The following is a 25,986-nucleotide window of genomic DNA, read 5'->3' as shown; positions in this document are numbered from 1 at the left end:
GCGGGGAACTGCGCGAGAAGCCCCCACGCACCCGCACCCGAACAGCGCACCCGACAAGACACCCCCTTTTGTCGCCCCGGCCCGGCATCATGGCCCCATGCGTGCTGCCCGGCTGATCAAGATGGTGTTGCTGCTTCAGTCCCGGCCCTCCATGACCGCCGCCGAACTCGCGCGGGAACTGGAGGTGTCGGAGCGGACGGTGACCAGGGACGCCCAGGCGCTGTCGGAGGCGGGCGTCCCGGTCTACGCGGACCGGGGCCGGGCCGGCGGATACCGGCTGATCGGCGGGTACCGGACGCGGCTGACGGGGCTGGCCCGCACGGAGGCCGAGGCGTTGTTCCTCAGCGGTGTGCCGGGCGCGCTGCGGGAGATGGGACTGGAGGACGCCGCCTCCGCCGCCCGGCTGAAGGTGTCGGCCGCACTCCTCCCCTCCCTGCGCGACGCCTCCCGCACGGCCTCCCAGCGTTTCCACCTCGACGCGCCGAGCTGGTTCAAGGAGCCGAAGACCCCCGAGCTGCTGCCCACCGTGGCGGACGCGGTCTGGGACGACCGCCGGATCGTCGCGCGGTACCGCAAGGGGCACACCGAGGTCGAGCGCGGCCTGGAGCCGTACGGTCTCGTGCTCAAGGCCGGCGTCTGGTACCTGTGCGCCAGGGTCCCCGACGCGGGCGCCCCCTCCGGCCCGGGCACCCGGCCGGGACCGGGGGTCTTCCGTACCTACCGCATCGACCGCTTCACCGGCGTGGACACCGGTGACGACCGCTTCACCCGAGACGAGGAGTTCGATCTGCCGGCCCACTGGGACGAGCAGGCGGAACGATTCGCCCGGTCGATCCTGCGCGCCGAGGTCGTCGTACGGCTGTCGGCGGAGGGGGTGCGGAGGCTGCCGTACGTCGTGGACCCCGTGTCGGCCCGGGACGCCCTGAGTGCCGTGGCCGACGCCCCCGACGAGCACGGCCGGGTGACCGTCGCCCTCCGCGTGGAGTCGGAGGAGGTGGCGCACACCCAGCTCACCGCGCTCGGAGCGGAGGTCGAGGTGCTGGCTCCCGAAGGGCTGCGAGAGCGCTTCGCGGAGGACGCGCGCCGGCTCGCCGGGCTGTACGAGGCGCCGTGAGGCAAGAAAGGGTCGTTCTCCACGTGCGTCCCACCCTCCCAGGCACGATGCTGGACCAGTGATGGACGAGACGGAGTTCTGGGAGTTGGTGGACACGGCCCGGGAGGACGCCGAGGGCGATCCCGAGGACCAGGCCGACCTGCTCGTGGAACGGCTCGGCCTGCTGGACCCGGAGGCGGTGCTGGACTTCGCCCGGCACTTCGAGTCCCGCTACAACCGCGCCTACACCTGGGACCTTTGGGCCGCCGCCACGGTACTGCTGGGCGGTGCCAGTGACGACGCGTTCGACTACTTCCGGTGCTGGCTGATCGGCCAGGGCCGGGAGGTCTTCGAGGGGGCGGTGCACGACCCGGACGCGCTCGCCGATCTGCTGGACGACTTCGACGAGGAGATCGACGGGGACGGCGAGGAGCTGGGGTACGCCGCGGACGAGGCGTACGAGCAGCTCACCGGTGTGGTCGCCCCGGACCTCGGCATCCCGCCCCCGCCCGGCGAACCCGAGGGCACGCCGCTCGACTTCGAGGACGAGTCCGCACTCGCGGAACGCCTCCCCAAGCTCTGGGAGCGTTTCCGGGCGTAGGTCGCGGCACCGGGGAACGGCGGGTTCAGGCGCGCAGGCCGCGGTTCGTCGGGCGCGGCAGGTAGGCGTGCTGTTCGGTGGTGTACGGCCCGCCGTGGTGGCGTCGCTCCTTGCCCGGGGCCGGGTGAGCGGGGGCCGAGGCCCCGTGCAGGGGCGCCGAGTTGGCGCGCTCCAGCGCGGACGCGGTGACGGCGGACGGGCCGAGCACGACGACGGCGGTCGCGCAGGCCACCGTCCACGGGCTCCGCAGGGCCGAGGACCAGGACGTCCTCGGCGCGCGGGACGTGTGCTTCGTACGGCTGCTGATCATTTTCCCCACCTCCGGTCGGCGTGACACGACGAAGGTAGGGCGCGGATCTTGGAGAACTCTGTGAGCCGACGGCGCGCTGTCTGTGAACGGTGAACGGTGAACGGATGAACGGTCGTGCGGGCTAGGGGGTGTTTCGAAAGTCCTGTGCGGTGCCCGCGGTGTCCGGTGCGTGCTCTCGGCGTGCCGGACGAAAGCCCTCGTACTGGACGTACTTGGGGTTTCGGCCGGTGCGGCGAGAGTGCGTGCCGGGCGCCGTGGGTGCTGTGCGGGACTTTCGAAACACCCCCTAGGAGCGGCCCTGGAGGCGGGCCGCCTGTTCGCGGATCGCGGGCAGGCGCTCGGCGAGGGCCGCGCCGGGGCAGCTGGTCATGAAGCCGTCGCTGTGGCCCGCGAGGGTGGGCAGCAGGACGGTGGTGCCGGCGGCGTAGCGGCTGAGGCTGTTGCTGGACGTGAGCCGGACGCTGCCCCGGGGGTCGCTGTCGGAGAGGCCCAGTTTCCAGGCGGCGAGTGCGGCGATCGCGTCGGTCATGGCCTGCGGGACGGGCACCCCGGCGGTGAAGGTGCCGAGGGCGGCGATCCCGGTGGTGCGATGGTTGAAGCCCTGGGTGTGGGCGCCGGTGACGGCCCGGTCGACGCCGCCCGCGCGGCCCTCGTAGATGGTGCCGCAACGGTCGACGAGGAAGTTGTAGCCGATGTCGTCCCAGTGCTTGGCACCGGTCTGGCCGGTGTAGAGGCCGCGGATGATGCGGGGCGCGTCGGCGCAGTCGTAGCCGTTCGGCGAGTCCGTGTGGTGGATGAAGACGGCGGCGACCTCGTCGTCGTAGCGAGCGGGCGGCTGGGTGGGTGCGTCCTTCTCCAGCCAACGGGACCTGGGCACGATGGGGGCCGGGGCGCCTGGTGCGGCAGGGCGGGCTGGGTCGTGGCGGGCCCGTCGGCGCGCTCGTCCGTACGGTCCGCGCCGATCGCGAACAGCACCAGGGCGAGCACGGCCGCGAGCCCCGGCAGGCAGGCCAGTAGGAGAAGGACCGGCCGGGGCAGGTCCACGCGCTCCCGGGCCAGGCGCATACGCTCGCGGGCCGGGCGCCTGCGGCCGTGGGACCGGCGCGGCTGCTGCCGGGCCCGGTCCGGGGCGTGCGGGGTCCGTGTGCGGCGCCACACGCGCGGCAGCCGCCGTATTCGCGCCCCCCGCGACATCCGGAACACACGCATGGCCCCACAGTCACCCGGATGCGCGCCGGCCGCGATGTGGAGTGGGCCACCCGGGGGAAGCGGAAGGAACCAACGCCGTGGTCCGGGACGTTTTTACTGTTCGGGGCGGAGCCGGCGCGCCGATGGCCGGTTCGCGCGGGCCCTCGGGATGCCGCGCGAGCGGAGCTGATCACTGTCCCCGTGCCGCGCGTACTACAGGGTCCCTAGAGAGAGGCGGTCGGAGTGGACGTGCTCGACATCCTGCTGATGCTGGTGATCCTGGTCTACGCGGCGTCCGGTTACCGTCGCGGCCTGGTCGCGGGATGTGTGTCCCTCGCCGGTTTCGTCGGCGGCGCGGCGATAGGCGTCTGGGTGCTGCCCTGGATGATGGAGCTGGTGGAGGCGGGCACCCCGGCGGCGACGATCACCGCGGTGCTGACGGTCCTGGTGCCGGGCGTGATCGGGCACGAACTGGCGGGCCGGCTGGCGCTGCGGTTGCGGCGGGAGATCGACCGCAGTCCGCTGCGGGTGGCCGACGGCGTCGGCGGGGCCGCGGCCAACACGGTCGCCGTGCTGATCGTGGCCTGGGTGGCCGCGAGCGTCCTCGGGGCCTCCTCGTCGGCGGTGGTGACCAACTCGATCCGTAACTCCGCGCTGCTCGGCGCCGTGCAGGACACCATGCCGGAGACCACCCCGGCCTGGTTCTCCAACGCCACCTCCGCGCTCACCGAGGCGGGCTTCCCGCAGGTCTTCAACCCCTTCGAGAACGAGGCGACGGCCGAGGTCGCCAAGCCCTCCGGCGACAGCGTCACCGCGGCCGCGACCGGCGCCGCCAAGCGCAGCACGGTGAAGATCGAGGGCGTCGCCGGCACCCAGGGCCGCGAGGGCAGCGGCTTCGTGTTCGCCACCGAGCGGGTGATGACCAACGCCCACGTGGTGGCCGGCATCGACGAGCCGACCGTGCGGGTGGGGGGCGTGGGCAAGGCGTACGAGGCGAAGGTGGTGCTGTTCGATTCGGACAAGGACGTGGCGGTGCTGTACGTCCCGGGTCTGCAGGCCCCGCTGCTGCGCTTCGACGCCAGTGCCGGGCGCGGTGACGCGGCGGTGGTGGCCGGTTATCCGGAGGACGGCGGTCTGGACCTCCAGGCGGCCACGGTCGCCAGCCGTATCGACGCCACCGGCCGGAACATCTACAACACCGACTCGGTGACCCGCGACATCTACTCCATCCGTTCCACCGTCCGCCCGGGCAACTCCGGCGGCCCCCTCCTCACCACCGACGGCAAGGTCTTCGGCGTCGTCTTCGCCCGCTCCACCTCGGACGCGGAGACGGGTTACGTGCTCACCGTGGACGAGGTCGCCCCCGACGCGGAGCGGGCCGCGAACGCGACGGCCCCGGTGGACACGGGTGACCTCGTGACCTCGTGACGGCGTACGCCTCAGAGGCGACGGCCCATCACCACGTCGTCGACATAGGCCCCGTCGATCAGGAACTCCTCCGGCAGCACGCCCTCCACGACGAAGCCCTCGGACTCGTAGAGCTTCCTGGCGGGCGTGTTGTGGCCGAGGACGCGCAGGGTGAGCCGTCGTGCGCCGCGCCGCCGGGCCTCGTCCTGCGCGGCGCGCAGCAGGGCGCGGGCGACGCCCGAGCCGCGTGCCTCGTCCGCGACGGCGAGACCCTGGATCTGGCGGACGTGCGCGTGACAGGCGAGGTTGGAGGGCAGGGCGAGGCGGACGTAGCCGACGACTGCGCCGCCGATCTCGGCCACCAGGTGGTCGTGGGGGCCGTACCGCTCGTTGAAGAACGGCTCGTACGGCTGCGTGGGCCGTTCCTGGACGGAGTGCAGCGTGGACCAGGTCTCGCGGTCGAGGCGACCGAGCGTGTCCTCGTCGTCCGAGGTCGCCTGGCGTATGTGCGGAACGGGCATGGCGGCCACTGTACGGCGGCGAACCGGCCGTCGGGCGGCAGGTTCGGACTGGTTCGCGTGCCCGGGCCGCCGTTCGCTCCGCCCGCCGGGCAGGATGGTGGGCATGACCCTTGAATCACCCGTTCCGCCCGGTTCTCGTGTCGCGATCGCCGGTGCGTCCGGCCTGATCGGTTCGGCGCTGGCCCGTTCCCTGGCCGAGGACGGCTACGAGGTGCTCCGGCTCGTGCGACGGGAGCCCTGGGCGCGCGGCGAGGTGCGCTGGGACCCGGACGCGGGACGGGTCGACCGGGCGGGGCTCACGGGGTGCGCGGCCGTCGTCAACCTCGCCGGCGCGGGGGTGGCGTCCCGCCGCTGGACGGACGCGTACAAGGCGACGATCCGCGAGAGCCGGGTGCGCGGCACCCGGACGCTCGCCGAGGCCGCCGCCACGCTCGACACCCGCCGAGCGTGTTCGTGAACGGCAGCGCGATCGGGTTCTACGGCTACACCGGTGACCGGGTGGTGGACGAGTCGGCGGAGCCGGGGTCGGAGTTCCTGTCCGCGTTGTGCGTGGAGTGGGAGGGGCGGCCGGGGTCGCGCGGGAGGCCGGGATCCGTACGGCGTTCGCCCGTACGGGGCTGGTGGTGGCTCGGGGCGGGGGTGCGTGGGGTCCGCTGTTCCCGCTGTTCAAGGCCGGGTTGGGCGGGCGGATGGGAGACGGCCGCCAGTACTGGAGCTTCATCTCCCTGCACGACGAGGTCGCGGCGCTGCGGCATCTGCTGTTCACGCCGTCGCTGTCCGGGCCGTTCAACCTGACGGCGCCGACCCCGCGTACCAACCGTGAGATCACGGCGGCGATGGGGCGTGTGCTGCACCGGCCCACCCTGTTCACCGTGCCCGCGCCCGCGCTGCGGCTCGCGCTCGGGGGTGTCGCCGGTGACGTCCTGGGCAGCACGCGGGCGGTTCCCTCGCGGTTGCTGGAGTCGGGGTTCACGTTCAGGTATCCGGAGATCGAGGACGCGATTCGAGCTGCGCTCGGCTGACCGGGGGGTTCGTTGTCGGTATGGAGCGTTATCGGGTGCGCCGACGAACCCGCACCCCCCGAACGCCCGGCGCACACACCCCGCCCATGCCCCCGTGCGAGGTCACACGCTCCTTCCCCGGGACCGGGCCCCGCCTTCACTCTCGTGCCGAACTCAGGTATTTCAGATGGGTGTTGTGGGCATAACGTCCCCGCAGCCGCGCGACCTCGGGAGGGGCACGTGCTTGAGTCGGTGCACCAGTCGGCGTACCAGGCGGACACGGAGGACGTGGACGTCATCGTCGTAGGAGCCGGCGTGGCCGGCCTCGCTGCGGCCGGACATCTGACCAGGGCGGGCCTCAGGACCCTCGTCCTGGAGGCCGCCCCCGCCGTCGGCGGCCGTATGTCCACCGAGAAGATCGACGGCTTCCGCCTCGACCGGACGACGCATCTGCTCTCCACGTCGTACCCGGAACTGCGCCGCACCCCGGGCGTGGACACCCTGGCCCTGCGCCCGTTCGCCCCCGGCGTCCTGCTGCACTCCGACGGACGTCATCAGCGGGCAGGCGCCGCCCCCGTCCTGCGAAGCGCGAGGGGCGCACTCACGGCCGCGCGCGCCCTCGCAAGCGCCCCTAGGCTCCCCCGGAACCAGGGCCGTCCCCAGGGCCGTTCCACGGGCACCCGGCCCGGTCGGCTGGGCGCTCCCGCCGATCAGTCGCGGCTGGCCATGGCCCTGGCCCGGCTCGCCGCGACCGCGCCCGAACGGCTGCTCACCCGGGCGGAGGTCCCGGCCTCCCAGGCGCTGGCGACCCGGGGTTTCCCGCCCAGGACGATCGACGGTTTCGTCCGTCCCCTGCTGACCGCGCTGCTCGCCGACCCGACGCTGGCGACCTCCAGCCGCTGCGCCGACCTGGCCCTGCACACCTACGCGACCGGCCGGCTCTGCGTCCCGGAGGGCGGCGCCGACACCCTGCCGGAACTCCTCGCGGCCGCGCTGCCGCCGGGTTCGGTCCGTACCGGGGTACGGGTGACCGCCATGAGCACGACCTCGGTGACCACGGCGGACCACGGTGAACTCGTCTGCCGGGCCGTGGTGCTGGCCACGGACGCCCGGTCCGCCGCCGCGCTGCTCCCCGGTCTGCGCGTGCCGGGGTTCCACCCGGTGACGGTGCTGCACCACGCCACGGACGAGCCTCCGTTGACCGAACCGGCGCTGCTCCTCGACGCCGACCGCAGCGGGCCCGTCTCGCACACGGCGGTGATCAGCCAGGTCGACCCGAGCCGGGCGCCGGCGGGCCGCGCCCTGATCACCTCGACGGTCCTCGGCACTCCCCCGGACGCCGCGCACCTCGACGCCACGGTCCGCGCCCAACTCGCCCGTCTCTACCGCACGTCCACGACCCGCTGGGAACTGCTGGCCGCCTACCACGTCCCCGAGGCGGTCCCCGCGATGCCCGCGCCGCACGACCTGCGCCGCCCGGTGCGTCTCCTCGCCGGCCTCTACGTCTGCGGCGACCACCGTGACACCAGCACCGTCCAGGGCGCCCTCCACTCCGCCCGCCGGGCCGCCCACGCCGTCCTGACCGACCTGGACGCCCACCCGACGTTCCTGGAGGAGCCGTTGGAAACGGCCGCGTGAACGGCGTAGGGGCGCCCGGAGTTGTTCCGGGCGCCCCTACGGCGTGCCGCGCGCCTACATCAGCGCCGCCACCTTGTCCCGGTAGCCCCGCACGGGGGCCGCGTCGCGGTACGGCTCCAGTCGGCGTTCGAAGTCGCGGACGTACTCCACGGCCCTGACCGACCGCATCTCGGCGGCCTGTCCCGCGGCCTCCGCGCCGAGCTGGCAGGCCTGGTCGAGTTCGCCGAGGCCGAGGCGGGCGGAGGCGAGGACGACTCGGCAGAACAGGCGGCTGCGGGCGTACGCGGGTGCCCGCAACTGCAGGGAGCGTTCCGCGTGTTGGGCGGCCGCCCGGTACTGCTGGAGGTCGCGGTGGCTGTGCCCGAACTCGTCGGCGAGCTGCGCCTCGTCGAAGAACCGCGCCCAGTACGGGACTTCGTCCCCGGGGCGGGCCGTCTCCAGGGCGCGTTCGGCGCGGACCAGGGCGGCCGTGGAGGCCCGCACCTCGCCCAGCACCGCGTGCCCGCGCGCCTCGACGGAGTGCAGCAGCGACTGCACCACCGGCGGCACGGCGGACCCGACGCCCTGCTGGGCGACGCGCGCGAGCTGCACGGCCTCCCGACCGTGCCCCAGGTAGACCGCCTGACGGCTCATCGTGACCAGCACGTACGCCCCGTACGCCCGGTCCCCCGCCGCCTGCGCCAGCCTGAGCGCCTGCACGAAGTACCGCTGGGCGAGCCCGTGCGCGCCGATGTCGTACGAGGTCCAGCCGGCCAGCCGGGTCAGGTCGGCGGCGGCCGCGAACAGCCGTCGGCCGATCTGTTCGCCGTAGGCGCCGCGCAGCATGGGCTCGGCCTCGTGCTCCAGGTAGCGCACGAGGGCCTGGCGGGCGTGGCCGCCGCCGTACGCGTCGTCGAGGGCGCGGAACAGCTCCCCCACCGAGCGGAGGGCGGCGATGTCCCCGCCGGTGACCTTCTGGCCGGGGCCGCGCTCCGTCTGGCTGCGCTGCCGGGGGACGACCGGGCGGCCCTGCGGGGGGACCCGGGTGGCTGCCGGGTCACCGCGTCCCACCCGGTCGTCGGCCCGCCCGATCAGCCAGTCGCGGCTGGGGACGACGAGTCCGGCGGGGGTGAAGGCGATCTTGCGGAGTTCGGCGTGGCTGCCGGAGTCCTTGCGCCACAGACCGCCGACGATGTCGATGGCCTCCTCGGGGGTGGCGGCGAACTCCAGGCCCGCGTAGACGGGGGCGCAGGCGTCCAGGCCGAGGTCCTGGGCGGTGAGCCGGCGGCCGAGGCGGCGGGTGAACACCTCGGCGATGAGTGCGGGAGTCGTCCCCCGGGGCTGCTGACCGCGCAGCCAGCGGGTGACGGACGTCTTGTCGTATCTGAGGTCGAGGCCGTGTTCGAGACCGAGCTGGTCCACACGGCGCGCTAGTCCCGCGTTCGAGAACCCCGCTTCTGCGATGAGGGCGGCGAGCTGGCGGTTGGGGGTGCGCTGCGCGGGTCGTTCCGTCATCTGCGGTGCGGTCTCCTGCCTTCCGGGTGTCGGCGGGGTTTCCCGGATTGCCTGGTGAGAAGCCTTTTGCGGCCTGGTGAACGGCGCGAATGTAGCGGAGAGTAAGCGTCCGATCGCACACTTCCGCGTCCATTCATCCGATCGTGTGAGGATTTGCCGCGCGGCTGACGTGGGTGACCTCCGACACGCGCCGGCTGGGCCCCTCGTACGCCCGGCGGCCGCGCCGTACGACGAGCGTCGGCCCGCACCCCCGCGCCGCGCACGAAGGCCGTCGGTCGCCGACGCGCACGCGTACGACGGCTCCGTCGGTTCCGGAGGCCGCTCGAACAGTGCGCGAGCCCGCGGTCGTACAGTGGCTTGGGCGCGTCACGCGCCTGACAGAGCCACAGGGCTATCGCGGTGCCGCCGCCCGGCGGCACCGCCGAGGGAGGCGCTTGCCGTGAGTGGGTTGCGGTTCGTCCGCATGGGGTTCGGCACGGAGGCCGTCGAGTACCAGGAGGCCTGGGACGAGCAGCGCCGGGTGCACGCGGCGCGGTTCGCGGACGAGGTCCCCGACACCGTGCTCCTCCTGGAGCACCCGCCGGTCTACACGGCCGGGCGGCGCACGGCCGACAACGAGCGCCCCCTCGACGGCACCCCCGTGATCGACGTCGACCGCGGCGGCAAGATCACCTGGCACGGCCCCGGTCAGCTGGTGGGCTACCCGATCCAGAAGCTGCCCCGGCCGGTCGACGTGGTGGCACACGTACGGCGCCTGGAGGAGGCCCTCATCCGTACGTGCGCGGAGTTCGGCGTCGAGACCACCCGGGTCGAGGGCCGCAGCGGTGTGTGGGTGCTCGGCGACCCGGTCGAGCAGCGGCTCGGCGGGCTGTCGCTGGACCTCGACCCCCGGATGACCGACGACGAGTTCGATCCCCGGATGAACGGGCCGGAGTACGCGCCGTCCAACGCGGGCCAGCGGCGTGAGGACCGCAAGATCGCGGCGATCGGGATCCGGGTCGCGAAGGGGGTCACCATGCACGGCTTCGCACTGAACGTGAACCCGGACAACAAGTGGTTCGACCGGATCATCCCGTGCGGGATCCGTGACGCGGGGGTCGCCTCTCTCGCGGCCGAACTGGGCCGCGACATCACGATCGCCGAGGTGTTGCCGGTGGCCGAGCGCCACCTTCGGGATGTGCTGGAGCACGCGGATCTGAAGCCGCGGGTGGTGGAGCGGGCGTCGGCGTAGTCCGCGTCAGGGGCGGGGGTCGGTTCGTTGGCGGGTGCGGGTCCGGTGGGGGCTTCTCGCGCAGTTCCCCGCGCCCCTGAAAAGCAGGGGCTGCGCCCCGTGCTCTTTCGCCCCCGAGTGGCCGCAGGCCCTCAAGGGGCGCGGGGAACTGCGCGACCAGCCCCCACCGGACCCGCAGCCGGGAATGCAACCCATGAGCCCGAAGGTTGACCACCCCGGGGACCGAGAACCGTACGGGCGTACCCTGGTGGACGCCGAAGAATCGAAGCACAGGGAGCCGATGTGTCCGCAGTCGCACCCGACGGACGCAAGATGCTGCGCCTGGAGGTCCGCAACAGCCAGACCCCCATCGAGCGCAAGCCCGAGTGGATCAAGACCCGGGCGAAAATGGGCCCCGAGTACACGAAGATGCAGAGCCTCGTGAAGAGCGAGGGCCTGCACACCGTCTGCCAGGAAGCCGGATGCCCCAACATCTATGAGTGCTGGGAGGACCGCGAGGCCACCTTCCTCATCGGCGGCGACCAGTGCACCCGGCGCTGCGACTTCTGCCAGATCGACACCGGCAAGCCCGAGGCGCTGGACCGCGACGAACCCCGTCGCGTCGGCGAGTCCGTGGTCACCATGGACCTGAACTACGCCACCATCACCGGCGTCGCCCGCGACGACCTGGAGGACGGCGGCGCCTGGCTTTACGCCGAGACCGTGCGCCAGATCCACGAGCAGACCGCGCACCGCGCGGACGGCCGGACCAAGGTCGAGCTGCTGGCGCCCGACTTCAACGCCGTCCCGGAGCTGCTGGAGGAGGTCTTCGCCTCCCGCCCCGAGGTGTTCGCGCACAACGTCGAGACGGTCCCCCGGATCTTCAAGCGCATCCGCCCCGGCTTCCGCTACGAACGCTCCCTGAAGGTCATCACCGAGGCCCGTGACTACGGTCTGGTCACGAAGTCGAACCTGATCCTCGGCATGGGCGAGACCCGCGAGGAGGTCAGCGAGGCGCTCAAGCAGCTGCACGACGCGGGCTGCGAGCTGGTGACCATCACGCAGTACCTGCGCCCGAGCGTCCGGCACCACCCCGTGGAGCGCTGGGTCAAGCCGCAGGAGTTCGTCGAGCTGAAGCAGGAGGCCGACGAGATCGGCTTCTCCGGGGTGATGTCCGGACCGCTGGTCCGTTCCTCGTACCGCGCCGGCCGCCTGTACCAGATGGCCGTCGAGAAGCGGGGTTCCTACGTCGCCTCGCAGGCCGTCTGACCCTTACGCCAAATGGCACGGAGTGCCACTCGATTCGTGTGAATCCGAGCACAAGAGGCTACTGGCCGGTAATGGCCGATTGACCGCGGTCCTGACCGTCCTCGCAGATGAGGGCAGTGTCAGGGCCGCGTCGGGGTTTAAAAGCCGCGTATCAAGGCTTCACTGGCGTTTGACCGGTCGGTCACGCCCTGGTAACACCAATCAGTGACCCTGGTTTCACGCCCGGTACAGGGTCCTAGCCAGAGCAGCCATCCCGAGGGGACCTCCCATGCAGGCCGCACCCGTTCGCGCCACAGCGATCCCGTCGTTCACCGTTGCACTCCGTGCCGTCGAGTCGCTGCTCATGAGCAGCGGCCAGCGCACCGCCCGTCGCAACGCCTGGACCTCCGTCCTGGAGGACCGCCGCCGCGCCAAGGACCGTGTCGAGACCGAGCGTGTCCTCGAAGCGGTCGTAGCCTCGCGCACCTCGTAACACCGCACGACGAAACACCGCTCCGCATGCACGCCGCACCACGCCGCACCACGCCGGCACCGCCGCCGCCCGGCGCCGCTTCCCCAGCGCAGCCGCCGGTCTCCGGTCCCCACCGGCACCGCCGTCGTCCTCGCTTCCCCGGACACGTAGACTTCGTGCCATGGCGAGGAAGGAACCCGCAGCGGACGCTGCGAACCCCGGGCGACTCAAGCAGATCGCTCTCACGTACAAGATGACCCGCAGGGCCGACAAGAAGATCGGTCTTGTACTCGCGGCTGTCGGAATCATCACCTTCGGTGTCTTCCTCGCGATCGGTTTCTTGATCGGTCACCCCATCTATCTCGGCATCCTGGGCCTCCTGCTCGCCTTCCTCGCGACGGCGATCGTGTTCGGACGGCGTGCCGAGCGGGCCGCGTTCGGGCAGATGGAAGGCCAGCCGGGTGCCGCGGCGGCGGTCCTGGACAACGTGGGCCGTGGCTGGACCACGACGCCCGCGGTGGCGATGAACCGCAGCCAGGACGTGGTGCACCGGGCCGTCGGCAAGGCCGGCATCGTCCTGGTCGCCGAGGGCAACCCGAACCGGGTGAAGAGCCTGCTGGCCGCCGAGAAGCGGAAGATGGCCCGCATCGTGGCGGACGTTCCCGTGCACGACCTGGTCGTGGGCACGGGCGAGGGCCAGACCGAGCTGAAGAAGCTCCGCACGACCATGCTCAAGCTGCCGCGCGTCCTCTCCGGCCCCCAGGTGACCGCCACCAACGACCGGCTGCGCGCCATGGGCGACCTGATGAGCAACATGCCGCTCCCCAAGGGCCCGATGCCCAAGGGCATGCGCATGCCGAAGGGCGGCCCGAAGGCCCGCTGACGGCCCGAGTACGTCGGTACGACGATGGGGGCGCCCGGATCACTCCGGGCGCCCCCATCGTCGTACTCGGCTCGGGAGCCTCAGATCCGGACCTCGACCGTGCGCGCCAGCCGGTCGTGCAGGCCGCGGCCGTCGCGGTCCCAGACCAGGGCGGGGATGGCGAGGCAGAGCAGGGCCGAGCGGAGGGCGGCGCGCCAGGGGTTCACCGTGCCGGTCTCCTGGGAGACGACGCGGAGGCCGAAGAGGCGCTTACCGGGGGTGAAGCCGACCGTGCCCAGGGTGAGAACGTGCAGCAGGAAGAAGATGAGCAGGGCCCAGTTGCTGGTGGCCTGGTCGTAGCCGTCGGTGATCAGGCCGTATGCGATCAAGAGACAGAGGCCCCAGTCGACGGCGAGTGCGCCGAGACGGCGGCCCGGGCGGGCGATGGAGCCGGGCCCCTCCTCCGGCAGACCGAGCTGTTGGCCCCTGTATCCGAAGTCGACTCCGGCCGCCTCCGCGGCTTCGCGGGGGCCGGAGAGCCACGATCCGATTGCTTGCCTCTTGTCCACCCGACCACGGTACTGCGACCGTTCTGCCATACGGACAGGTGGGGTGCGGGGCGGGATGTCCGGTTAACTTGTGCGAAACAAATGGGTCACGCACGAGAAATCACCCGTCCCTAGTGTCGAGGACAGCGTGTGCCACCGCACTGGCCGCACGAACGAACTACCACCCCGGCAGGAGACGTCGGGAGTAGGAGGAGCTGGATGTTCCAGAACGCCGACGAGGCCAAGAAGTTCATCGCGGACGAGGACGTCAAGTTCGTCGACGTCCGTTTCTGCGACCTGCCGGGTGTGATGCAGCACTTCACGATCCCGGCCACGGCCTTCGACCCGGCCGAGGAGCTCGCGTTCGACGGCTCCTCGATCCGCGGCTTCCAGGCCATCCACGAGTCCGACATGGCGCTCCGCGCCGACCTGTCCACCGCGCGCGTCGACCCGTTCCGCCGCGACAAGACGGTCAACATCAACTTCTTCATCCACGACCCGATCACGGGCGAGCAGTACTCCCGTGACCCGCGGAACGTGGCGAAGAAGGCCGAGGCGTACCTCGCGTCCACCGGTATCGCCGACACCGCGTACTTCGGCCCCGAGGCCGAGTTCTACGTCTTCGACAGCGTGCGCTTCAAGACCTCGGAGAACGAGTCCTTCTACCACATCGACTCCGAGGCGGGCGCCTGGAACACCGGTGCGCTGGAGGACAACCGCGGGTACAAGGTCCGCTACAAGGGCGGCTACTTCCCGACCCCGCCGGTCGACCACTTCGCCGACCTGCGCGCGGAGATCTCGCTGGAGCTGGCCAAGTCCGGCCTCCAGGTCGAGCGCCAGCACCACGAGGTGGGCACCGCCGGCCAGGCCGAGATCAACTACAAGTTCAACACGCTGCTCGCCGCGGCCGACGACCTCCAGCTCTTCAAGTACATCGTGAAGAACGTGGCCTGGCGCAACGGCAAGACCGCGACCTTCATGCCCAAGCCGATCTTCGGTGACAACGGCTCGGGCATGCACGTCCACCAGTCGCTGTGGTCGGGCGGCTCCCCGCTCTTCTACGACGAGGCCGGTTACGCGGGCCTGTCGGACACCGCCCGCTACTACATCGGCGGCATCCTCAAGCACGCCCCGTCGCTGCTGGCCTTCACCAACCCGACGGTGAACTCGTACCACCGTCTGGTCCCGGGCTTCGAGGCCCCGGTGAACCTGGTGTACTCGCAGCGCAACCGCTCCGCGGCCATGCGTATCCCGATCACGGGTTCGAACCCGAAGGCCAAGCGTGTCGAGTTCCGCGCACCCGACTCCTCCGGCAACCCGTACCTGGCCTTCTCGGCCCTGCTGCTCGCGGGCCTCGACGGCATCAAGAACAAGATCGAGCCGGCCGAGCCGATCGACAAGGACCTCTACGAGCTGGCCCCCGAGGAGCACGCGGGCGTCCCGCAGGTCCCGACCTCCCTCCCGGCCGTCCTCGACTCGCTGGAGCGCGACCACGAGTTCCTCCTCCAGGGCGACGTCTTCACGCCGGACCTGATCGAGACGTGGATCGACTACAAGCGCGCCAACGAGATCGCCCCGCTGCAGCTCCGCCCGCACCCGCACGAGTTCGAGCTGTACTTCGACGTGTGATCGGCGCGTGATCGACGCGTAGTCCGTACGTCTTCACGGCGGCGCCCCCGTTCCCGTTTCCCGGGACGGGGGCGTCGTCGTTTTCGTTTCTCGCCGACGGGGCGTCGTCGTATGGTTCTTGTACGACTGTTCGAGAGGTCGAGAGAGACGACGGGGAGACACGGGGATGCGCGAACAGGACGACGACGAGCGGGAGTTCGACATCAAGTGGGCGGACGGCGCCGAGCACAAGGAGCCCTCCGCGCGGGCCCGGATGCTCGCGGCCCGCTGGAAGGAGAACCCGCCCGCGCCCCAGCCGTTCCGCGCCGACCCGGGGCCGAGGGAGCCGCGCCGGTCGTCCTGGGTGTCGACGCTGATCGTCTTCGGGTGCGTGGCGGGACTGATCGCCCTCATCGGGTACGTCAACTATCGGTCTTCGTACTGAACCTTTGCCCTACTGAGGGCCGATCACGACCACCGCGTGACCGCTTCGTGGGATGCGCGGGCGCACAATGGAAGCGGGACGAGCTGCTGCCTGAGTGTGGGGTGGTACGGATGTCTGAGCGGTTCCGGAGTGATCCTCGGCTGGCCCTGCGGATGACGGTCACGTTGTTCCTGCTCGGGTTGCTGTACGTCGTGTTCGTGGCCGTGCTGATCGCGCTGCTGAAGTCCTGGGTGCTGGTCGTGGTGATCGCCGCCGGGCTGCTGGGGGCGCAGTACTGGTACTCCGACCGGGTCGCCCTGTACGCGATGCGCGGGCGGATCGTGGAGGCGGAGGAGTACCCGCTGCTGCACGGGGTCGTGGACCGGCTGTGCGCGGTGGCGGACGTGCCGAAGCCGCGGGTCGCGGTGGCCGATATGGACATGCCGAACGCCTTCGCGACCGGGCGGAACGCCGATCATGCCGTGGTGTGCGTGACGACCGGGCTGCTGCGGCGGCTGGAGCCGGACGAGCTGGAGGGTGTGCTCGCGCACGAGCTGTCGCATGTGGCCCATCGCGACGTCGCCGTCATGACGGTCGCCTCGTTCCTCGGGGTGATCGCCGGGCTCGTCGTCCGGGCCGCGTTCTACTCGCACATGTTCGGCGGACGGCGGGATCAGAACACCGCCGTGGTCTTCAGTGTGATCATGGGCGTCTCCGCCGCCGTGTACGTCCTGAGCTTCCTGCTGATCCGGGTGCTGTCCCGCTATCGCGAACTGGCCGCCGACCGGGCCGGCGCGCTCCTCACCGGGCGGCCCTCGGCGCTCGCCTCCGCCCTCACCAAGGTCACCGGTGACATCGCGCGCATCCCCACCCGGGACCTGCGCACCTCGCAGGCCTTCAACGCGTTCTACTTCACCCCCGCGCTCGGCGACCACCCTCATCTGGCCCACTTCTTCGCCACCCACCCGCCGCTGGAGCAGCGGCTCGATCAACTGGCCCGGATCTCGGCGGAGTTGGATGCCGCTGCCCGGCCGGGTTCCGGTGGGTCCGTGGAGCCCGGGAAGGCGGGCTGAGCGGGCATGGGGCTGCTGGACATCCTTCTCGGCCGTACGAAGCCAGTCGCACCCGACCTGGACCGGCTCTTCGCCCTCCCCTCGGCCGCCGTCGCGCTGGAGGCCGCCGCCTCCCTCACCCCGACCGGCACGGGCGCGGTGTGCTTCGCGACGGTCGAGGGCGCGGCCTTCGACGGCGTACGCCGGGAGGTGCGGGCCCTGCTCGACGCGGACGCGGGGCGGACCGGGCCACCGGTCGGGATCGAGCGGGACGAGTACGGCTACTCGTGGCTCGTCTCCCGGCGGGATCCGCGGGACCTGCCCGCGCTGGTGAGCGACCTGCACGCGGTCAACAGCGCCTTGGAGGGCGGTGGGTTCGGGCCGCAGCTGCTGTGCTCGGTCGTCGGGTTCCGGCGTCGGGGCGCGGGCGGGGACGCCACTGCGGCCTCCGGTGCGGATGGCAGTGACGGTGACGGTATGCGGCTCGGGATCGTCTATCTCTACAAGCGTGGGACGTTCTATCCGTTCGCGCCGCTGCCAGGTGGCGGGCAGCGGCGGGACAACGCGCTGGAGCTACGGGTCCGGGCCGTGCTCGGGGAGGAGTTGCGGATCGAGCCCGAGCTGAGCCGGTGGTTCCCGATCTGGGGCGCCCCGGGGCTGTGACCCCGACCCCGGGGACGCCGTCACTTGTTGCTCTTGTCGCGCTCCTGCCGACGGGTCTCGAAAGGCCGTTCCCGGCGGTAGCGGCGCTCCCACTTCGCCTGCTGGTCACGGCGATCGCGGTACGCGCGGTAGGAGGAGGGCTGGGCCGCGCCGCCGCCCACCGGGGGGCCCGGCGAGGACGTCGCCGAGCCTCCCCCCGTGCGGCCGTAGCGGACGTACAGGTAGAGCAGGGCGACAGCGGCCAGCCAGAGGACTTGGTTGGAGAAACCCATGACGACCAGGACCACGGTCGCCGACAGGATCAAGGTGCCCATGACGGGCCTCCTCGGGGCGTGGCGTGGGTGATGACTGTGCGGGGAAAAGTGGCCCCGGGGCCGGAAAGTGGTGCCCCTCGTGCACGGGCCCGGTGTTCCGGGGGCCTTCGCTCCGCGGTTCCAGGATGCTCGCGTGACGGGTGCGCGGGCATCCCATTTATCGGGGGTCCTCGGGGAGTCCTGGGGCCTGGGGGCCTGGGGGATCCTCGGGGATGCTGACTCCATGGCATTCGATGATTTCGACGGTCAGGAGTGGGCGGCGACCCGTGCGTGGGTGGCGAAACAGCTCCCCGAGGGCCGCGCCGTACGGAACTGGACCGATCTGCGCGGAGGTTGGACGTCGCGGATGCGTCGGCTGACCCTCGACGACGGGACGGATCTCGTCCTGCGGTCGTTCGTGAAACCGTTCTTCCGACGGCACGCGCCGGGGCTGTTGAGCCGCGAGGCCGAGATACTCACCCTGCTCGCCCCGTACGACGACATCCCCACACCCGTCCTGCACGCCGTCGACCCGACGGCCGAACTCACCGACCACCCCTCGCTGTTGATGTCCCTGCTGCCGGGGTCCGTGCGGGTGGCGGAGGACGCGGACCTGGAGGAGCGGCTGGACCTGCTCGGCGGACAGCTCGCCCGGATCCACGCGGTCGTACCCGACGAACGGCCTCGCACCTACCAGGCCTGGACCTCGCCCGACCGGGTTACCACGCCCGGGGGCTCGCTGTGGGAACGGGCCGTGGACGTGATCCGGCGGGAGGCTCCCGCGTACGAGGGGTGTTTCCTGCACCGGGACTTCCATCCGGGGAACGTGCTGTTCACGGGTGCGGGCGCGGGCGCGGGTGGGCACGGGGAACTGCGGATCGGCGGGGTCGTGGACTGGGTGGAGACCTCGTGGGGGCCGGCGGATCTGGATGTGGCGCACTGCTCGACGACCGTGGCGTTGTTGTACGGCGCCGAGTACGGGCTGGGGTTCCGTACGCGGTACGAGGCGCGCGGTGGGCGCCGGCTGTCCCAGGACCGGGACCACCTGTACTGGCTGCTGCTGGACGCCCTCGGGTACGCGCCCGACGCGGAGAAGCTGGCGGGGCCCTGGCGGGAGCTGGGCCGGACGGATCTGACGCCGGATGTACTGGCGGCGCGGCTGGAGGCGTATGTGAGCGGGGTGCTGGAACGGTACGCGTAGGGAAAGGGCCGGGGAGGGGCCGTGTCACACGGTCGTGCGGGGCCTTCGGTGGGCCCCGATTGTCAGTGGGGTCCGGGAGGATGGCCGGCATGGGTGACGTACGGCGGTACATCGGAGTGGGCGAGCGGCGCGTGCGGTTGGGGCTGCGGCAGCGGTTGGCCGGATCAGTACGGTCGGCGGGTCCCGAGGAGGTCTCCGACACGCTCGTCGCACTGCACGGCTCGGATCCCGCGACCGTGTTCCTGGCCGTGGGCGCACGGCTCGCCGACGCCACGCGGACGGTGACCGAGACCGAGCGGGCGCTCTACACGGACCGGACGCTCGTCCGGATGCACGGCATGCGGCACACCGTCTTCGTGTTCCCCACGGAGCTGACCGCCGTGGTGCACGCCTCGACCGGTCTCACGGTCGCCGCGCGGGAGAGGGCCGCACTGCTGAAGGACATGGCGGCGGCCGGGGCCCCCGACGCGGCCTGGCTGAAGGACGTCCAGGAGTCGGCGCTGACCGCGCTGGCCCGCCGGGGCCAGGCCACGGCGTCCGAACTCGCCGAGGACGAGCCAAGGTTGCGGGAGCGGTTCGTGTACGCGGCGGGCAAGAGCTACGAGGGGACGCACACCGTCTCGACCCGGCTGCTCAGGGTGCTGGGCGTGGAGGGCAGGGTCGTCCGGGGACGGCCGCTCGGCTCCTGGACGTCGAGCCGGTTCCGTTGGGCCGTGGCCCCCGCGCACCCCGAGCTGGACGTGGCCGAGGCCCAGGCGGCCCTGCTGGGCCGGTGGTTGGCGGCCTGCGGCCCGGCGACGGAGGCGGACCTCAAGTGGTGGACGGGGTGGCGTGTCACCGAGGTGCGGCGGGCGCTGGCGGCGATCGGGGCGCGGGCCGTGACCCTGGACGAGGGCACGGGGTTCGTGACCGCCGAGGACGAGGAGCCGGTCACCGACTCCGGCGAGCCGTGGGCCGCGCTGCTCCCGGCGCTCGACCCGACGGCCATGGGGTGGCGCGAACGCGACTGGTACCTCGACCCCGGGATGCGGCCCGCCCTCTTCGACTACAGCGGCAACGTCGGCCCGACGGTGTGGTGGAACGGCCGGGTGGTGGGCGGGTGGGCCCAGCGGGCGGACAGGGAGGTCGTGTGGCGGTTGCTGGACAAGGACGGGGTGGGGCGGGAGGCCGAGGAGAGGATCCGCGAGGAGGCTGCGCGGCTCGCGGGTGGTTGGGTGACACCCGGGTCACGCCTCGGTTCCGGACGCCCTTGGAGAAGGAGCTGGTGGGCGGCGCGTGGGGTGCCGGGCGCCTCATGACTCAGGGGCGCGTGATTCGTCGGCGGGGGCGGGTGATTCGTCGGCGGGGCGGGTGATTCGTGGTTGCTCGCGCAGTTCCCCGCGCCCTTGAAGGCAGGGGCTGCGCCCCGTGCTTTCAGCCCCGCCCCGGCCATCTTCTCTCAGCCGGCCCCGGCCGACGCTTCCAGGCCCGCAGGGCCTGGTCTTTCAGGGGCACGGGGAACTGCGCGAGACGCCCCGTCGGCCCGCGGGCGAAAGACCGACCCGAGCGCCGGGTGCCCCCGGAGAGAGGCGCACCCGGCACCACGGCTCACTTGCCGGGGCACTCCTTCCAGGCCAGGTGATAGATCGTGCTGATGTCCCCGTCCGTCGAGTCCATCGTCATGAAGCTCGTGCTGCCCGCCGGCGACGTCCCCCGGTTGACCCGCAGCTCCGTGTTGATGTTGAAGTTCCGCTCGACACCACAGGGCGCCCACACCAGTTGGGCCCAGTCGGTCTCGTCCGTGGCCTGCCAGTTGTCCTCGTAGGGGCCGTTGAACGTGTGGGTCCGGGACGCCGTGTCGGGGGACCCCTGGAAGTAGTACGAGGCCTTCTCCACCCCGCTCGCGCCGCGCTGGAGCGAGGCGAAGCCGCGGTAGTCGACGCTGGCGATGGCGTAGGTGAAGCCGCCGGGCACATGGACGATCAGGTTGAGCTGGCAGTTCTTGCGGAACGCGGTGGACGGCGCGCCGCCGCCCACCTGGGCCAGGTAGTCGCTGTAGGTCACCGTGAACGCCGTGTTGTCCGGCGCGACGGCGACCGCGGCCGTGCCCTGGGGACAGCCGGAGCCGTTCACCGTGGCGACCTTGATGACGATCTTGTCCGGGGGCGGGTCCTCGAAGGGGGACTCGGCCTGCGCGGGTAGCGCACTGGCGAAGAGAGCGGCTACGGCGCCGCCCAGGAGGAGACCACGAACCATGGGGGGTTCTCCGATCATAGTCATGCACATGCCAAGAGGCATGCGCGAGGACCCCGCGATCCTTGAAGCGGCAACATGTGAAGCAGCTGTGAAGACCGAGGGGCGACCGCATCGTATGGACCCCGGGCGGGCAGGACTAGGGCGATCTCCGGCCAACCCTGGCGGCCGGAGATCGCCCCTTTTTGCTCAGCCTCAGCGGCTGTAGCGCATCAGCGCCCGCACCATGTGGCACGTGATGTCCGACGGCGGGTGCACCCCGATGACCTCCGCCGTGCTCCGGATCGTCTCGTTGCGCGCCTGGTTCGGCATGTAGACACCGGAGTCGAGCAGGGCGATCGCGAGGCGCATGGCCTTCAGCCGCCGGTTGTGGGTGATGTACCAATCGCGCGGCCGGCCCGGCGGCAGCGTGTGCTTCACCACCGGCTCGTAGGGCAGGTCGAGCAGAACGGGGTGCTGGACGGTGGACTGGGTGGGCAGCGGCTTCGACTTCAGTGCGGCAGCGGGCAAGACATCCTCCTGTCGCGGTCTGGGCGCCGCCGGAGATCCCCCGTCGGCAACCCTCGAACACTGCTTCTATTTTACTACCCCCCACTGACAATCGCCCCTGGCCAGAAGGGATCTGACGGGTCCTGTGACAGGGGTGAGACACGGGTTTTCGGGCCCCGTTGGCTACGGTGGTCGGCATGGAGATCTGGATCAACCCGGCCTGTTCCAAGTGCCGCAGCGCGATCAGCCTGCTCGACGCCGAGGGCGCGGACTACACCGTCCGCCGCTATCTGGAGGACGTCCCGAGCGAGGACGAGATCCGTGCCGTGCTCGACCGGCTCGGGCTCGAACCGTGGGACATCACCCGTACCCAGGAGGCCGCCGCCAAGGAACTCGGCCTCAAGGAGTGGGCCCGGGACGCCGGGACGCGCGACCGGTGGGTCAGGGCGCTCGCCGAGCACCCCAAGCTCATCCAGCGGCCGATCATCACCGCGGACGACGGCACCGCGGTGGTGGCCCGCACGGACGACGCGGTACGGGACGCCCTGTCCAGGTAGCGGGCGGTTCCGGCAGCCGGGCCCTCAACCGCCGTGTGACATGCGTTACTTGAGAGTTCGCTGTGACCGTTGAGTAGCTTCGTTCGGGATCTCGTACATAGCGGCGTACTCGTCCGATCCGGTGACTCGACGACGGTCCACCGGGAACAGGAGGCGCGCATGTCGCGTAGGAGAACGCTCAGCACGAAGAAGAAGGTCGCCCTCTTCGTGACCGCGGCGGCGGTGGCGGGAGGCGGGGCCTTCGCCATGGCGGCCACGTCGAACGCGGCACAGTCCGCGGCGGATTCCAGTGTCTGCCAGGGGCTGGCCACCGCCCTCGGCAACAACGAGCGGTTCATCGCGGACCAGAAGGCGAACCCCGACGCCCAGTCGGCGGCCCGGATCGCCAACCGCGAGGCGGTCATCGCCCAGATCAAGGTCCAGCAGGGCGCGTCGGACTGCGTCGTCGGGGAGTCGGCTCAGGGCTCCCAGGCCGCGCAGCCCGCACAGCCGTCCGCGCCGGCCGCGGAGACCGGGGGGTCGGCTCAGGACCCCCAGGGCGACGAGGCCGCGGGCAACGCCGGCGGTGCGGGCGGCGCGGACGCCGGGGACACGGGGAACGCCGGGGCCGGCGAGCAGGTCTGCAACGGCTCCACCGTCACTCTCTCCGGCGAGGGCGGCACCCCGGCCGCGTCCAGCAACGAGTTCCCGGCGGGCACGAAGCTGCGGGTGACCAACCTGGACAACAACAAGTCCACCACCGTGGAGGTCACCTCGGTCTCCGGCAGTTGTGTCCTGCTGAACAACGCGGCCTTCGAACAGGTCCGGGAACCCGGCAAGTTCCTGATCCGCCGCGCGCTGATCGAGAAGGTGGGGTGACCCGGGACCGGACCGGCGGGGCGGACCCGCTCGTTACGGTGAGGTGAAGGGCAGGCGATCGCCGTCCGGGGTGGCCGGGCACCGCGCGCAGCGGCGCCCGGCCACCCGCGCGTGCACGAACAGCGCGTCCACCGGGACCTGCCGGGTCCGGGCCGGCCGGGCGCGCCGGGGCGTGAATCGCGCCACAGAGTCACCAGGTAACACGGGGTTCACATTCGAGCAATGATCGGGAAATCGCAGGTTGACAGGCTGCCCGGCATCAGCGCGGCGTTTCAGTGCCGCAGCGCCGCAGCACCCGCACATGCGCCTAGTGACCCACCCCGAAGGATGTGTCCCGTGACCTTCAAGGCTGAGTACATCTGGATCGACGGCACCGAGCCGACGGCCAAGCTCCGCTCCAAGACCAAGATCATCGCGGGTGAGCCCGCCGGTCTGGACGCGCTGCCGATCTGGGGCTTCGACGGGTCCTCCACCAACCAGGCCGAGGGGCACTCCTCGGACCGTGTGCTGCAGCCGGTCTTCACCTGCCCGGACCCGATCCGCGGCGGCGACGACGTCCTCGTGCTCTGCGAGGTCCTCAACATCGACATGACGCCGCACGAGTCCAACACCCGTGCCGCGCTGCGTGAGGTCGCCGAGAAGTTCGCCTCGCAGGAGCCGATCTTCGGCATCGAGCAGGAGTACACGTTCTTCCAGGACGGCACCCCGCTCGGCTTCCCCAAGGGCGGCTTCCCGGCCCCCCAGGGCGGCTACTACTGCGGTGTCGGCGCCGACGAGATCTTCGGCCGTGACATCGTCGAGGCCCACCTGGAGAACTGCCTGGCCGCCGGTCTCGGCATCTCCGGCATCAACGCCGAGGTCATGCCCGGCCAGTGGGAGTTCCAGGTCGGTCCGCTGGCGCCGCTGGAGGTCGCCGACCAGCTGTGGGTGGCCCGTTGGCTGCTCTACCGCACCGCCGAGGACTTCGACGTCGCGGCCACCCTCGACCCCAAGCCGGCCAAGGGTGACTGGAACGGCGCCGGTGCGCACACCAACTTCTCCACGAAGGCGATGCGCGAGGGCTACGACGCGATCATCACCGCGTGCGAGTCGCTGGGCGAGGGCTCGAAGCCGCTCGACCACGTCAAGAACTACGGCGCCGGCATCGACGACCGTCTGACCGGTCTGCACGAGACCGCCCCGTGGAACGAGTACTCCTACGGCGTCTCCAACCGCGGTGCCTCGGTCCGTATCCCGTGGCAGGTCGAGAAGGACGGCAAGGGCTACATCGAGGACCGCCGTCCGAACGCCAACGTCGACCCGTACGTCGTGACGCGCCTGATCGTCGACACCTGCTGCACCGCGCTCGACAAGGCCGGCCAGGTCTGATCCACCCCGCTGCTCCTGGAGGGCGCCCACCGTCATGGTGGGCGCCCTCCGGCGTTGTCGGTGGGGCGTGCGCCCGTGGGGGCATGAAGCGTCCAAGCAGTGAGAGGAGGCTCCTGCGACGGGCGTGTGTCTGCTTCAATGGGGCCATGGCCAGCTTCCAGAACCGACGGGCGACGGGTCGCCATGACCTCGAGCCCTTCTGGCCTTCCCGTCAGCACCACGACTTCGACCGGGTGTGTTGCCGCGCGATGAACGCGCCGGCTCTCTAAAGCCGTACACCCCGGCCTTCGGTCGGCGCGGAACGACGTACGTCCCTCGGCGGGTCCCCGACCACGAACTCGGTCGCCGAGGTCTCCCGGACGAACTTCTCGCGCGAAAGAGCTGACCTCTCATGGCGAACACCCGTTCTCTGTCGACCGCCACCCCGCTGACCGCCGCGTCGGGCTCCGCCCCGTGGCCGTCCCTCCCCGGGCCCGCGCCACGCCACCGGCTGCGTGCCGTGGGCCGGGACGAGGTCGTGGACATCACCGACTTCCTGCCCCCGGGCGCCACCTGGCTGCCCGCGCCCCAGCACACCCTGCCCACGCTGCCGGGCCGGCCGCCGATGGTCGGCTACCTGGTGCTGCTGCCGGCCGACCAGCAGCCGCCGGTACTGCCGTTCGCGGTCGCGGACGACACCGCCTCCGCCTCCGTCGAGGTCGGGGACGAACTGGTCCACGTCGACACCGCGCAGCGCACCGCGCGTGTCGACGGGCGGCCGCTCGACCTCACCTACCTGGAGTTCGAACTCCTCGCCCATCTGGTCGCGCACCCCAACCGGGTGCACACCCGGGACCAGTTGGTCACCACGGTGTGGGGCTACGGGCATGTGGGCGACGGGCGGACCGTCGACGTGCACATCGCCCGGCTGCGCCGCAAGCTCGGCGCGGAGTTCCGTCAGGCGATCCAGACGGTCCGGCGGGTCGGATACAAGTACACGCCGCCGCTGGGCCGTTGACGGCGGATCCGCGCCTCGGGGCCCGGTGGGGCTCCTGAGCGCGGATCTCCTGACCGCGATCTCCTGAAAGCAGTTCCGTGCCGTGGCGGCCGCCCTGCGGGCAGAGTCGGCGGTATGAGACTTCTGATGCTGGTTGACATCCTCCCCTCTTAGAAGAGGGGGATTCCAACCCATATGGGCTGAGGTTCACGGACGCTCGGCCGCTTGGTGGGCGGTGTCGTCCCTCCGACACCGGCTGTGCGCCGGGGGCGGGGGATCCCGCCCTGCCCTGCCGCGATGTTGATACTGGCGTTGGTGTCGGCCTTGCGGGTGAAGCCGCAGGAGGAACAGACGAACCCGGCTTGGCTCTTGCGCGAGTTCTTGTCGATCCATCCACAGGCACTGCACCGCAGACTCGTGCAGGGGGCGGGAAGCACCGTCCCTCACCCGCCTTGCCCCCCGGCCCGACCGGCCTCCGGTGGTTCTGGACCCGGCGGTGGAGGCGAAGGTGCTGGGTCTCTAGGAGCGGGCGCGGTTCGGCGGCAGAACGGGCAATCGGCTCGCGGGCGGCGGTTCTCACGTATCTTGGCCAGGGCCGCCGAAACGATCCCTTCACGGACCCCGCCAGGGGACTTCACCGCGCACACCGCGTAGGCGGGCGACAACTCCCGG

Annotated in this window: 25 protein-coding genes and 3 pseudogenes; 19 read left to right on the top strand and 9 right to left on the bottom strand. The window is 71.4% G+C overall.

Annotated elements, in window-relative coordinates:
• Positions 1-97 precede the first annotated feature (97 nt).
• Entirely contained in the window at positions 98-1,114 is a 1,017-nt protein-coding gene (locus E4N62_RS05240) for a YafY family protein (RefSeq protein ID WP_230212131.1), read from the top strand.
• A 61-nt stretch (positions 1,115-1,175) separates the two neighbouring features.
• Complete coding sequence (locus tag E4N62_RS05235) at positions 1,176-1,694, top strand: DUF4240 domain-containing protein (RefSeq protein WP_184898610.1); 519 nt, start codon at positions 1,176-1,178, stop codon at positions 1,692-1,694.
• Between the two features lie 25 nt (positions 1,695-1,719).
• Here the strand turns inward: E4N62_RS05235 and E4N62_RS05230 are convergent, their stop codons facing one another.
• A complete protein-coding gene (locus E4N62_RS05230) occupies positions 1,720-2,004 on the bottom strand; it encodes a hypothetical protein (RefSeq protein WP_230212130.1) in 285 nt (94 codons plus the stop codon).
• A 286-nt stretch (positions 2,005-2,290) separates the two neighbouring features.
• Positions 2,291-3,069: pseudogene (locus E4N62_RS05225) on the bottom strand (peptidoglycan recognition protein).
• Positions 3,070-3,435: 366 nt separating this feature from the next.
• Between E4N62_RS05225 and E4N62_RS05220 the strand changes: the two are divergent.
• Entirely contained in the window at positions 3,436-4,620 is a 1,185-nt protein-coding gene (locus E4N62_RS05220) for a MarP family serine protease (RefSeq protein WP_230212128.1), read from the top strand.
• 11 nt (positions 4,621-4,631) lie between these two features.
• Here E4N62_RS05220 and E4N62_RS05215 read toward each other — a convergent pair whose 3' ends face one another.
• Positions 4,632-5,120 carry a GNAT family N-acetyltransferase gene (locus tag E4N62_RS05215; RefSeq protein ID WP_230212127.1) on the bottom strand — a complete coding sequence of 163 codons (489 nt, stop codon included), beginning with the start codon at positions 5,118-5,120 and terminating at the stop codon, positions 4,632-4,634.
• A gap of 103 nt (positions 5,121-5,223) precedes the next feature.
• Here E4N62_RS05215 and E4N62_RS05210 point away from each other — a divergent pair.
• A pseudogene (locus E4N62_RS05210) lies at positions 5,224-6,142 on the top strand (TIGR01777 family oxidoreductase).
• A 219-nt stretch (positions 6,143-6,361) separates the two neighbouring features.
• A complete protein-coding gene (locus E4N62_RS05205) occupies positions 6,362-7,759 on the top strand; it encodes an NAD(P)/FAD-dependent oxidoreductase (RefSeq protein WP_230212126.1) in 1,398 nt (465 codons plus the stop codon).
• A 54-nt stretch (positions 7,760-7,813) separates the two neighbouring features.
• Here E4N62_RS05205 and E4N62_RS05200 read toward each other — a convergent pair whose 3' ends face one another.
• Complete coding sequence (locus E4N62_RS05200) at positions 7,814-9,253, bottom strand: hypothetical protein (RefSeq protein WP_045555407.1); 1,440 nt, start codon at positions 9,251-9,253, stop codon at positions 7,814-7,816.
• Positions 9,254-9,692: 439 nt separating this feature from the next.
• Between E4N62_RS05200 and lipB the strand changes: the two genes are divergently transcribed.
• The 4 genes from lipB (at position 9,693) to E4N62_RS05180 (ending at position 13,066) form a co-directional block, all read left to right on the top strand.
• Positions 9,693-10,484, top strand: a complete 792-nt coding sequence (gene lipB, locus E4N62_RS05195) for a lipoyl(octanoyl) transferase LipB (protein ID WP_230212125.1) — start codon at positions 9,693-9,695, stop codon at positions 10,482-10,484.
• A gap of 282 nt (positions 10,485-10,766) precedes the next feature.
• Positions 10,767-11,732, top strand: coding sequence for a lipoyl synthase (gene lipA / locus E4N62_RS05190; protein ID WP_230212124.1), 966 nt, complete (start codon positions 10,767-10,769; stop codon positions 11,730-11,732).
• Positions 11,733-12,000: 268 nt separating this feature from the next.
• Complete coding sequence (locus E4N62_RS05185) at positions 12,001-12,204, top strand: hypothetical protein (protein ID WP_184895048.1); 204 nt, start codon at positions 12,001-12,003, stop codon at positions 12,202-12,204.
• Positions 12,205-12,364: 160 nt separating this feature from the next.
• Positions 12,365-13,066 carry a DUF4191 domain-containing protein gene (locus E4N62_RS05180; RefSeq protein WP_033527459.1) on the top strand — a complete coding sequence of 234 codons (702 nt, stop codon included), beginning with the start codon at positions 12,365-12,367 and terminating at the stop codon, positions 13,064-13,066.
• An 80-nt stretch (positions 13,067-13,146) separates the two neighbouring features.
• On the opposite strand, the gene E4N62_RS05175 is transcribed toward E4N62_RS05180, so the two are convergent.
• Positions 13,147-13,614, bottom strand: a complete 468-nt coding sequence (locus tag E4N62_RS05175) for an RDD family protein (protein ID WP_230212123.1) — start codon at positions 13,612-13,614, stop codon at positions 13,147-13,149.
• 198 nt (positions 13,615-13,812) lie between these two features.
• Between E4N62_RS05175 and glnA the strand changes: the two genes are divergently transcribed.
• From glnA to E4N62_RS05155, 4 genes are all read left to right on the top strand, one after another.
• Positions 13,813-15,222: a type I glutamate--ammonia ligase gene (gene glnA / locus E4N62_RS05170; protein WP_184895044.1), complete on the top strand. Its 1,410-nt coding sequence runs from the start codon at positions 13,813-13,815 to the stop codon at positions 15,220-15,222.
• Positions 15,223-15,388: 166 nt separating this feature from the next.
• Positions 15,389-15,646: a hypothetical protein gene (locus tag E4N62_RS05165; protein WP_230212122.1), complete on the top strand. Its 258-nt coding sequence runs from the start codon at positions 15,389-15,391 to the stop codon at positions 15,644-15,646.
• A 110-nt stretch (positions 15,647-15,756) separates the two neighbouring features.
• The gene (gene htpX, locus E4N62_RS05160; protein WP_230212121.1) at positions 15,757-16,698 is read left to right on the top strand and encodes a zinc metalloprotease HtpX; all 942 of its coding nucleotides are present in this window, start codon (positions 15,757-15,759) and stop codon (positions 16,696-16,698) included.
• A gap of 6 nt (positions 16,699-16,704) precedes the next feature.
• Positions 16,705-17,340, top strand: a complete 636-nt coding sequence (locus E4N62_RS05155; RefSeq protein WP_230212120.1) for a hypothetical protein — start codon at positions 16,705-16,707, stop codon at positions 17,338-17,340.
• 20 nt (positions 17,341-17,360) lie between these two features.
• On the opposite strand, the gene E4N62_RS05150 is transcribed toward E4N62_RS05155, so the two are convergent.
• The gene (locus E4N62_RS05150) at positions 17,361-17,654 is read right to left on the bottom strand and encodes a hypothetical protein (RefSeq protein WP_230212119.1); all 294 of its coding nucleotides are present in this window, start codon (positions 17,652-17,654) and stop codon (positions 17,361-17,363) included.
• A 223-nt stretch (positions 17,655-17,877) separates the two neighbouring features.
• Between E4N62_RS05150 and E4N62_RS05145 the strand changes: the two genes are divergently transcribed.
• A complete protein-coding gene (locus tag E4N62_RS05145) occupies positions 17,878-18,834 on the top strand; it encodes an aminoglycoside phosphotransferase family protein (protein WP_308184845.1) in 957 nt (318 codons plus the stop codon).
• 89 nt (positions 18,835-18,923) lie between these two features.
• Positions 18,924-20,188: pseudogene (locus tag E4N62_RS05140) on the top strand (winged helix DNA-binding domain-containing protein).
• 233 nt (positions 20,189-20,421) lie between these two features.
• Here E4N62_RS05140 and E4N62_RS05135 read toward each other — a convergent pair.
• Together E4N62_RS05135 and E4N62_RS05130 are read right to left on the bottom strand one after the other, a co-directional pair.
• On the bottom strand, positions 20,422-21,069 hold the full coding sequence (locus E4N62_RS05135) for a DUF4360 domain-containing protein (protein WP_230212118.1): 648 nt from the start codon (positions 21,067-21,069) through the stop codon (positions 20,422-20,424).
• Positions 21,070-21,261: 192 nt separating this feature from the next.
• The gene (locus E4N62_RS05130) at positions 21,262-21,576 is read right to left on the bottom strand and encodes a hypothetical protein (RefSeq protein WP_230212117.1); all 315 of its coding nucleotides are present in this window, start codon (positions 21,574-21,576) and stop codon (positions 21,262-21,264) included.
• Between the two features lie 176 nt (positions 21,577-21,752).
• Between E4N62_RS05130 and E4N62_RS05125 the strand changes: the two genes are divergently transcribed.
• From E4N62_RS05125 to E4N62_RS05110, 4 genes are all read left to right on the top strand, one after another.
• Positions 21,753-22,112 (top strand): arsenate reductase family protein, encoded by a 360-nt coding sequence (locus tag E4N62_RS05125; RefSeq protein WP_230212116.1) that lies wholly within the window; start codon positions 21,753-21,755, stop codon positions 22,110-22,112.
• A gap of 159 nt (positions 22,113-22,271) precedes the next feature.
• Positions 22,272-22,970: a septal ring lytic transglycosylase RlpA family protein gene (locus E4N62_RS05120; protein WP_230212115.1), complete on the top strand. Its 699-nt coding sequence runs from the start codon at positions 22,272-22,274 to the stop codon at positions 22,968-22,970.
• Between the two features lie 336 nt (positions 22,971-23,306).
• Positions 23,307-24,338, top strand: a complete 1,032-nt coding sequence (gene glnII / locus E4N62_RS05115; RefSeq protein ID WP_230212114.1) for a glutamine synthetase — start codon at positions 23,307-23,309, stop codon at positions 24,336-24,338.
• Positions 24,339-24,729: 391 nt separating this feature from the next.
• Positions 24,730-25,335, top strand: coding sequence for a winged helix-turn-helix domain-containing protein (locus E4N62_RS05110; protein WP_230212113.1), 606 nt, complete (start codon positions 24,730-24,732; stop codon positions 25,333-25,335).
• A gap of 149 nt (positions 25,336-25,484) precedes the next feature.
• On the opposite strand, the gene E4N62_RS05105 is transcribed toward E4N62_RS05110, so the two are convergent.
• Positions 25,485-25,751: a transposase gene (locus E4N62_RS05105; protein ID WP_230212112.1), complete on the bottom strand. Its 267-nt coding sequence runs from the start codon at positions 25,749-25,751 to the stop codon at positions 25,485-25,487.
• Positions 25,752-25,986: the final 235 nt, after the last annotated feature.

The organism is Streptomyces sp. MNU76 (genome assembly GCF_020982545.1).
Classification (GTDB): Bacteria; Actinomycetota; Actinomycetes; order Streptomycetales; family Streptomycetaceae; genus Streptomyces.
This window is presented reverse-complemented; position numbering and strand designations above follow the sequence as displayed.

Bases quoted from the DNA above. Each gene is read 5' to 3' on its own strand.
- E4N62_RS05240 (WP_230212131.1), top strand. From the start codon at position 98: ATGCGTGCTGCCCGGCTGATCAAGATGGTGTTGCTGCTTCAGTCCCGG.
- E4N62_RS05235 (WP_184898610.1), top strand. From the start codon at position 1,176: ATGGACGAGACGGAGTTCTGGGAGTTGGTGGACACGGCCCGGGAGGAC.
- E4N62_RS05230 (WP_230212130.1), bottom strand. From the start codon at position 2,004: ATGATCAGCAGCCGTACGAAGCACACGTCCCGCGCGCCGAGGACGTCC.
- E4N62_RS05215 (WP_230212127.1), bottom strand. From the start codon at position 5,120: ATGCCCGTTCCGCACATACGCCAGGCGACCTCGGACGACGAGGACACG.
- E4N62_RS05200 (WP_045555407.1), bottom strand. From the start codon at position 9,253: ATGACGGAACGACCCGCGCAGCGCACCCCCAACCGCCAGCTCGCCGCC.
- E4N62_RS05185 (WP_184895048.1), top strand. From the start codon at position 12,001: ATGCAGGCCGCACCCGTTCGCGCCACAGCGATCCCGTCGTTCACCGTT.
- E4N62_RS05180 (WP_033527459.1), top strand. From the start codon at position 12,365: ATGGCGAGGAAGGAACCCGCAGCGGACGCTGCGAACCCCGGGCGACTC.
- glnA (WP_184895044.1), top strand. From the start codon at position 13,813: ATGTTCCAGAACGCCGACGAGGCCAAGAAGTTCATCGCGGACGAGGAC.
- E4N62_RS05165 (WP_230212122.1), top strand. From the start codon at position 15,389: ATGCGCGAACAGGACGACGACGAGCGGGAGTTCGACATCAAGTGGGCG.
- htpX (WP_230212121.1), top strand. From the start codon at position 15,757: ATGTCTGAGCGGTTCCGGAGTGATCCTCGGCTGGCCCTGCGGATGACG.
- E4N62_RS05155 (WP_230212120.1), top strand. From the start codon at position 16,705: ATGGGGCTGCTGGACATCCTTCTCGGCCGTACGAAGCCAGTCGCACCC.
- E4N62_RS05150 (WP_230212119.1), bottom strand. From the start codon at position 17,654: ATGGGCACCTTGATCCTGTCGGCGACCGTGGTCCTGGTCGTCATGGGT.
- E4N62_RS05145 (WP_308184845.1), top strand. From the start codon at position 17,878: ATGGCATTCGATGATTTCGACGGTCAGGAGTGGGCGGCGACCCGTGCG.
- E4N62_RS05135 (WP_230212118.1), bottom strand. From the start codon at position 21,069: ATGGTTCGTGGTCTCCTCCTGGGCGGCGCCGTAGCCGCTCTCTTCGCC.
- E4N62_RS05125 (WP_230212116.1), top strand. From the start codon at position 21,753: ATGGAGATCTGGATCAACCCGGCCTGTTCCAAGTGCCGCAGCGCGATC.
- E4N62_RS05120 (WP_230212115.1), top strand. From the start codon at position 22,272: ATGTCGCGTAGGAGAACGCTCAGCACGAAGAAGAAGGTCGCCCTCTTC.
- E4N62_RS05110 (WP_230212113.1), top strand. From the start codon at position 24,730: ATGGCGAACACCCGTTCTCTGTCGACCGCCACCCCGCTGACCGCCGCG.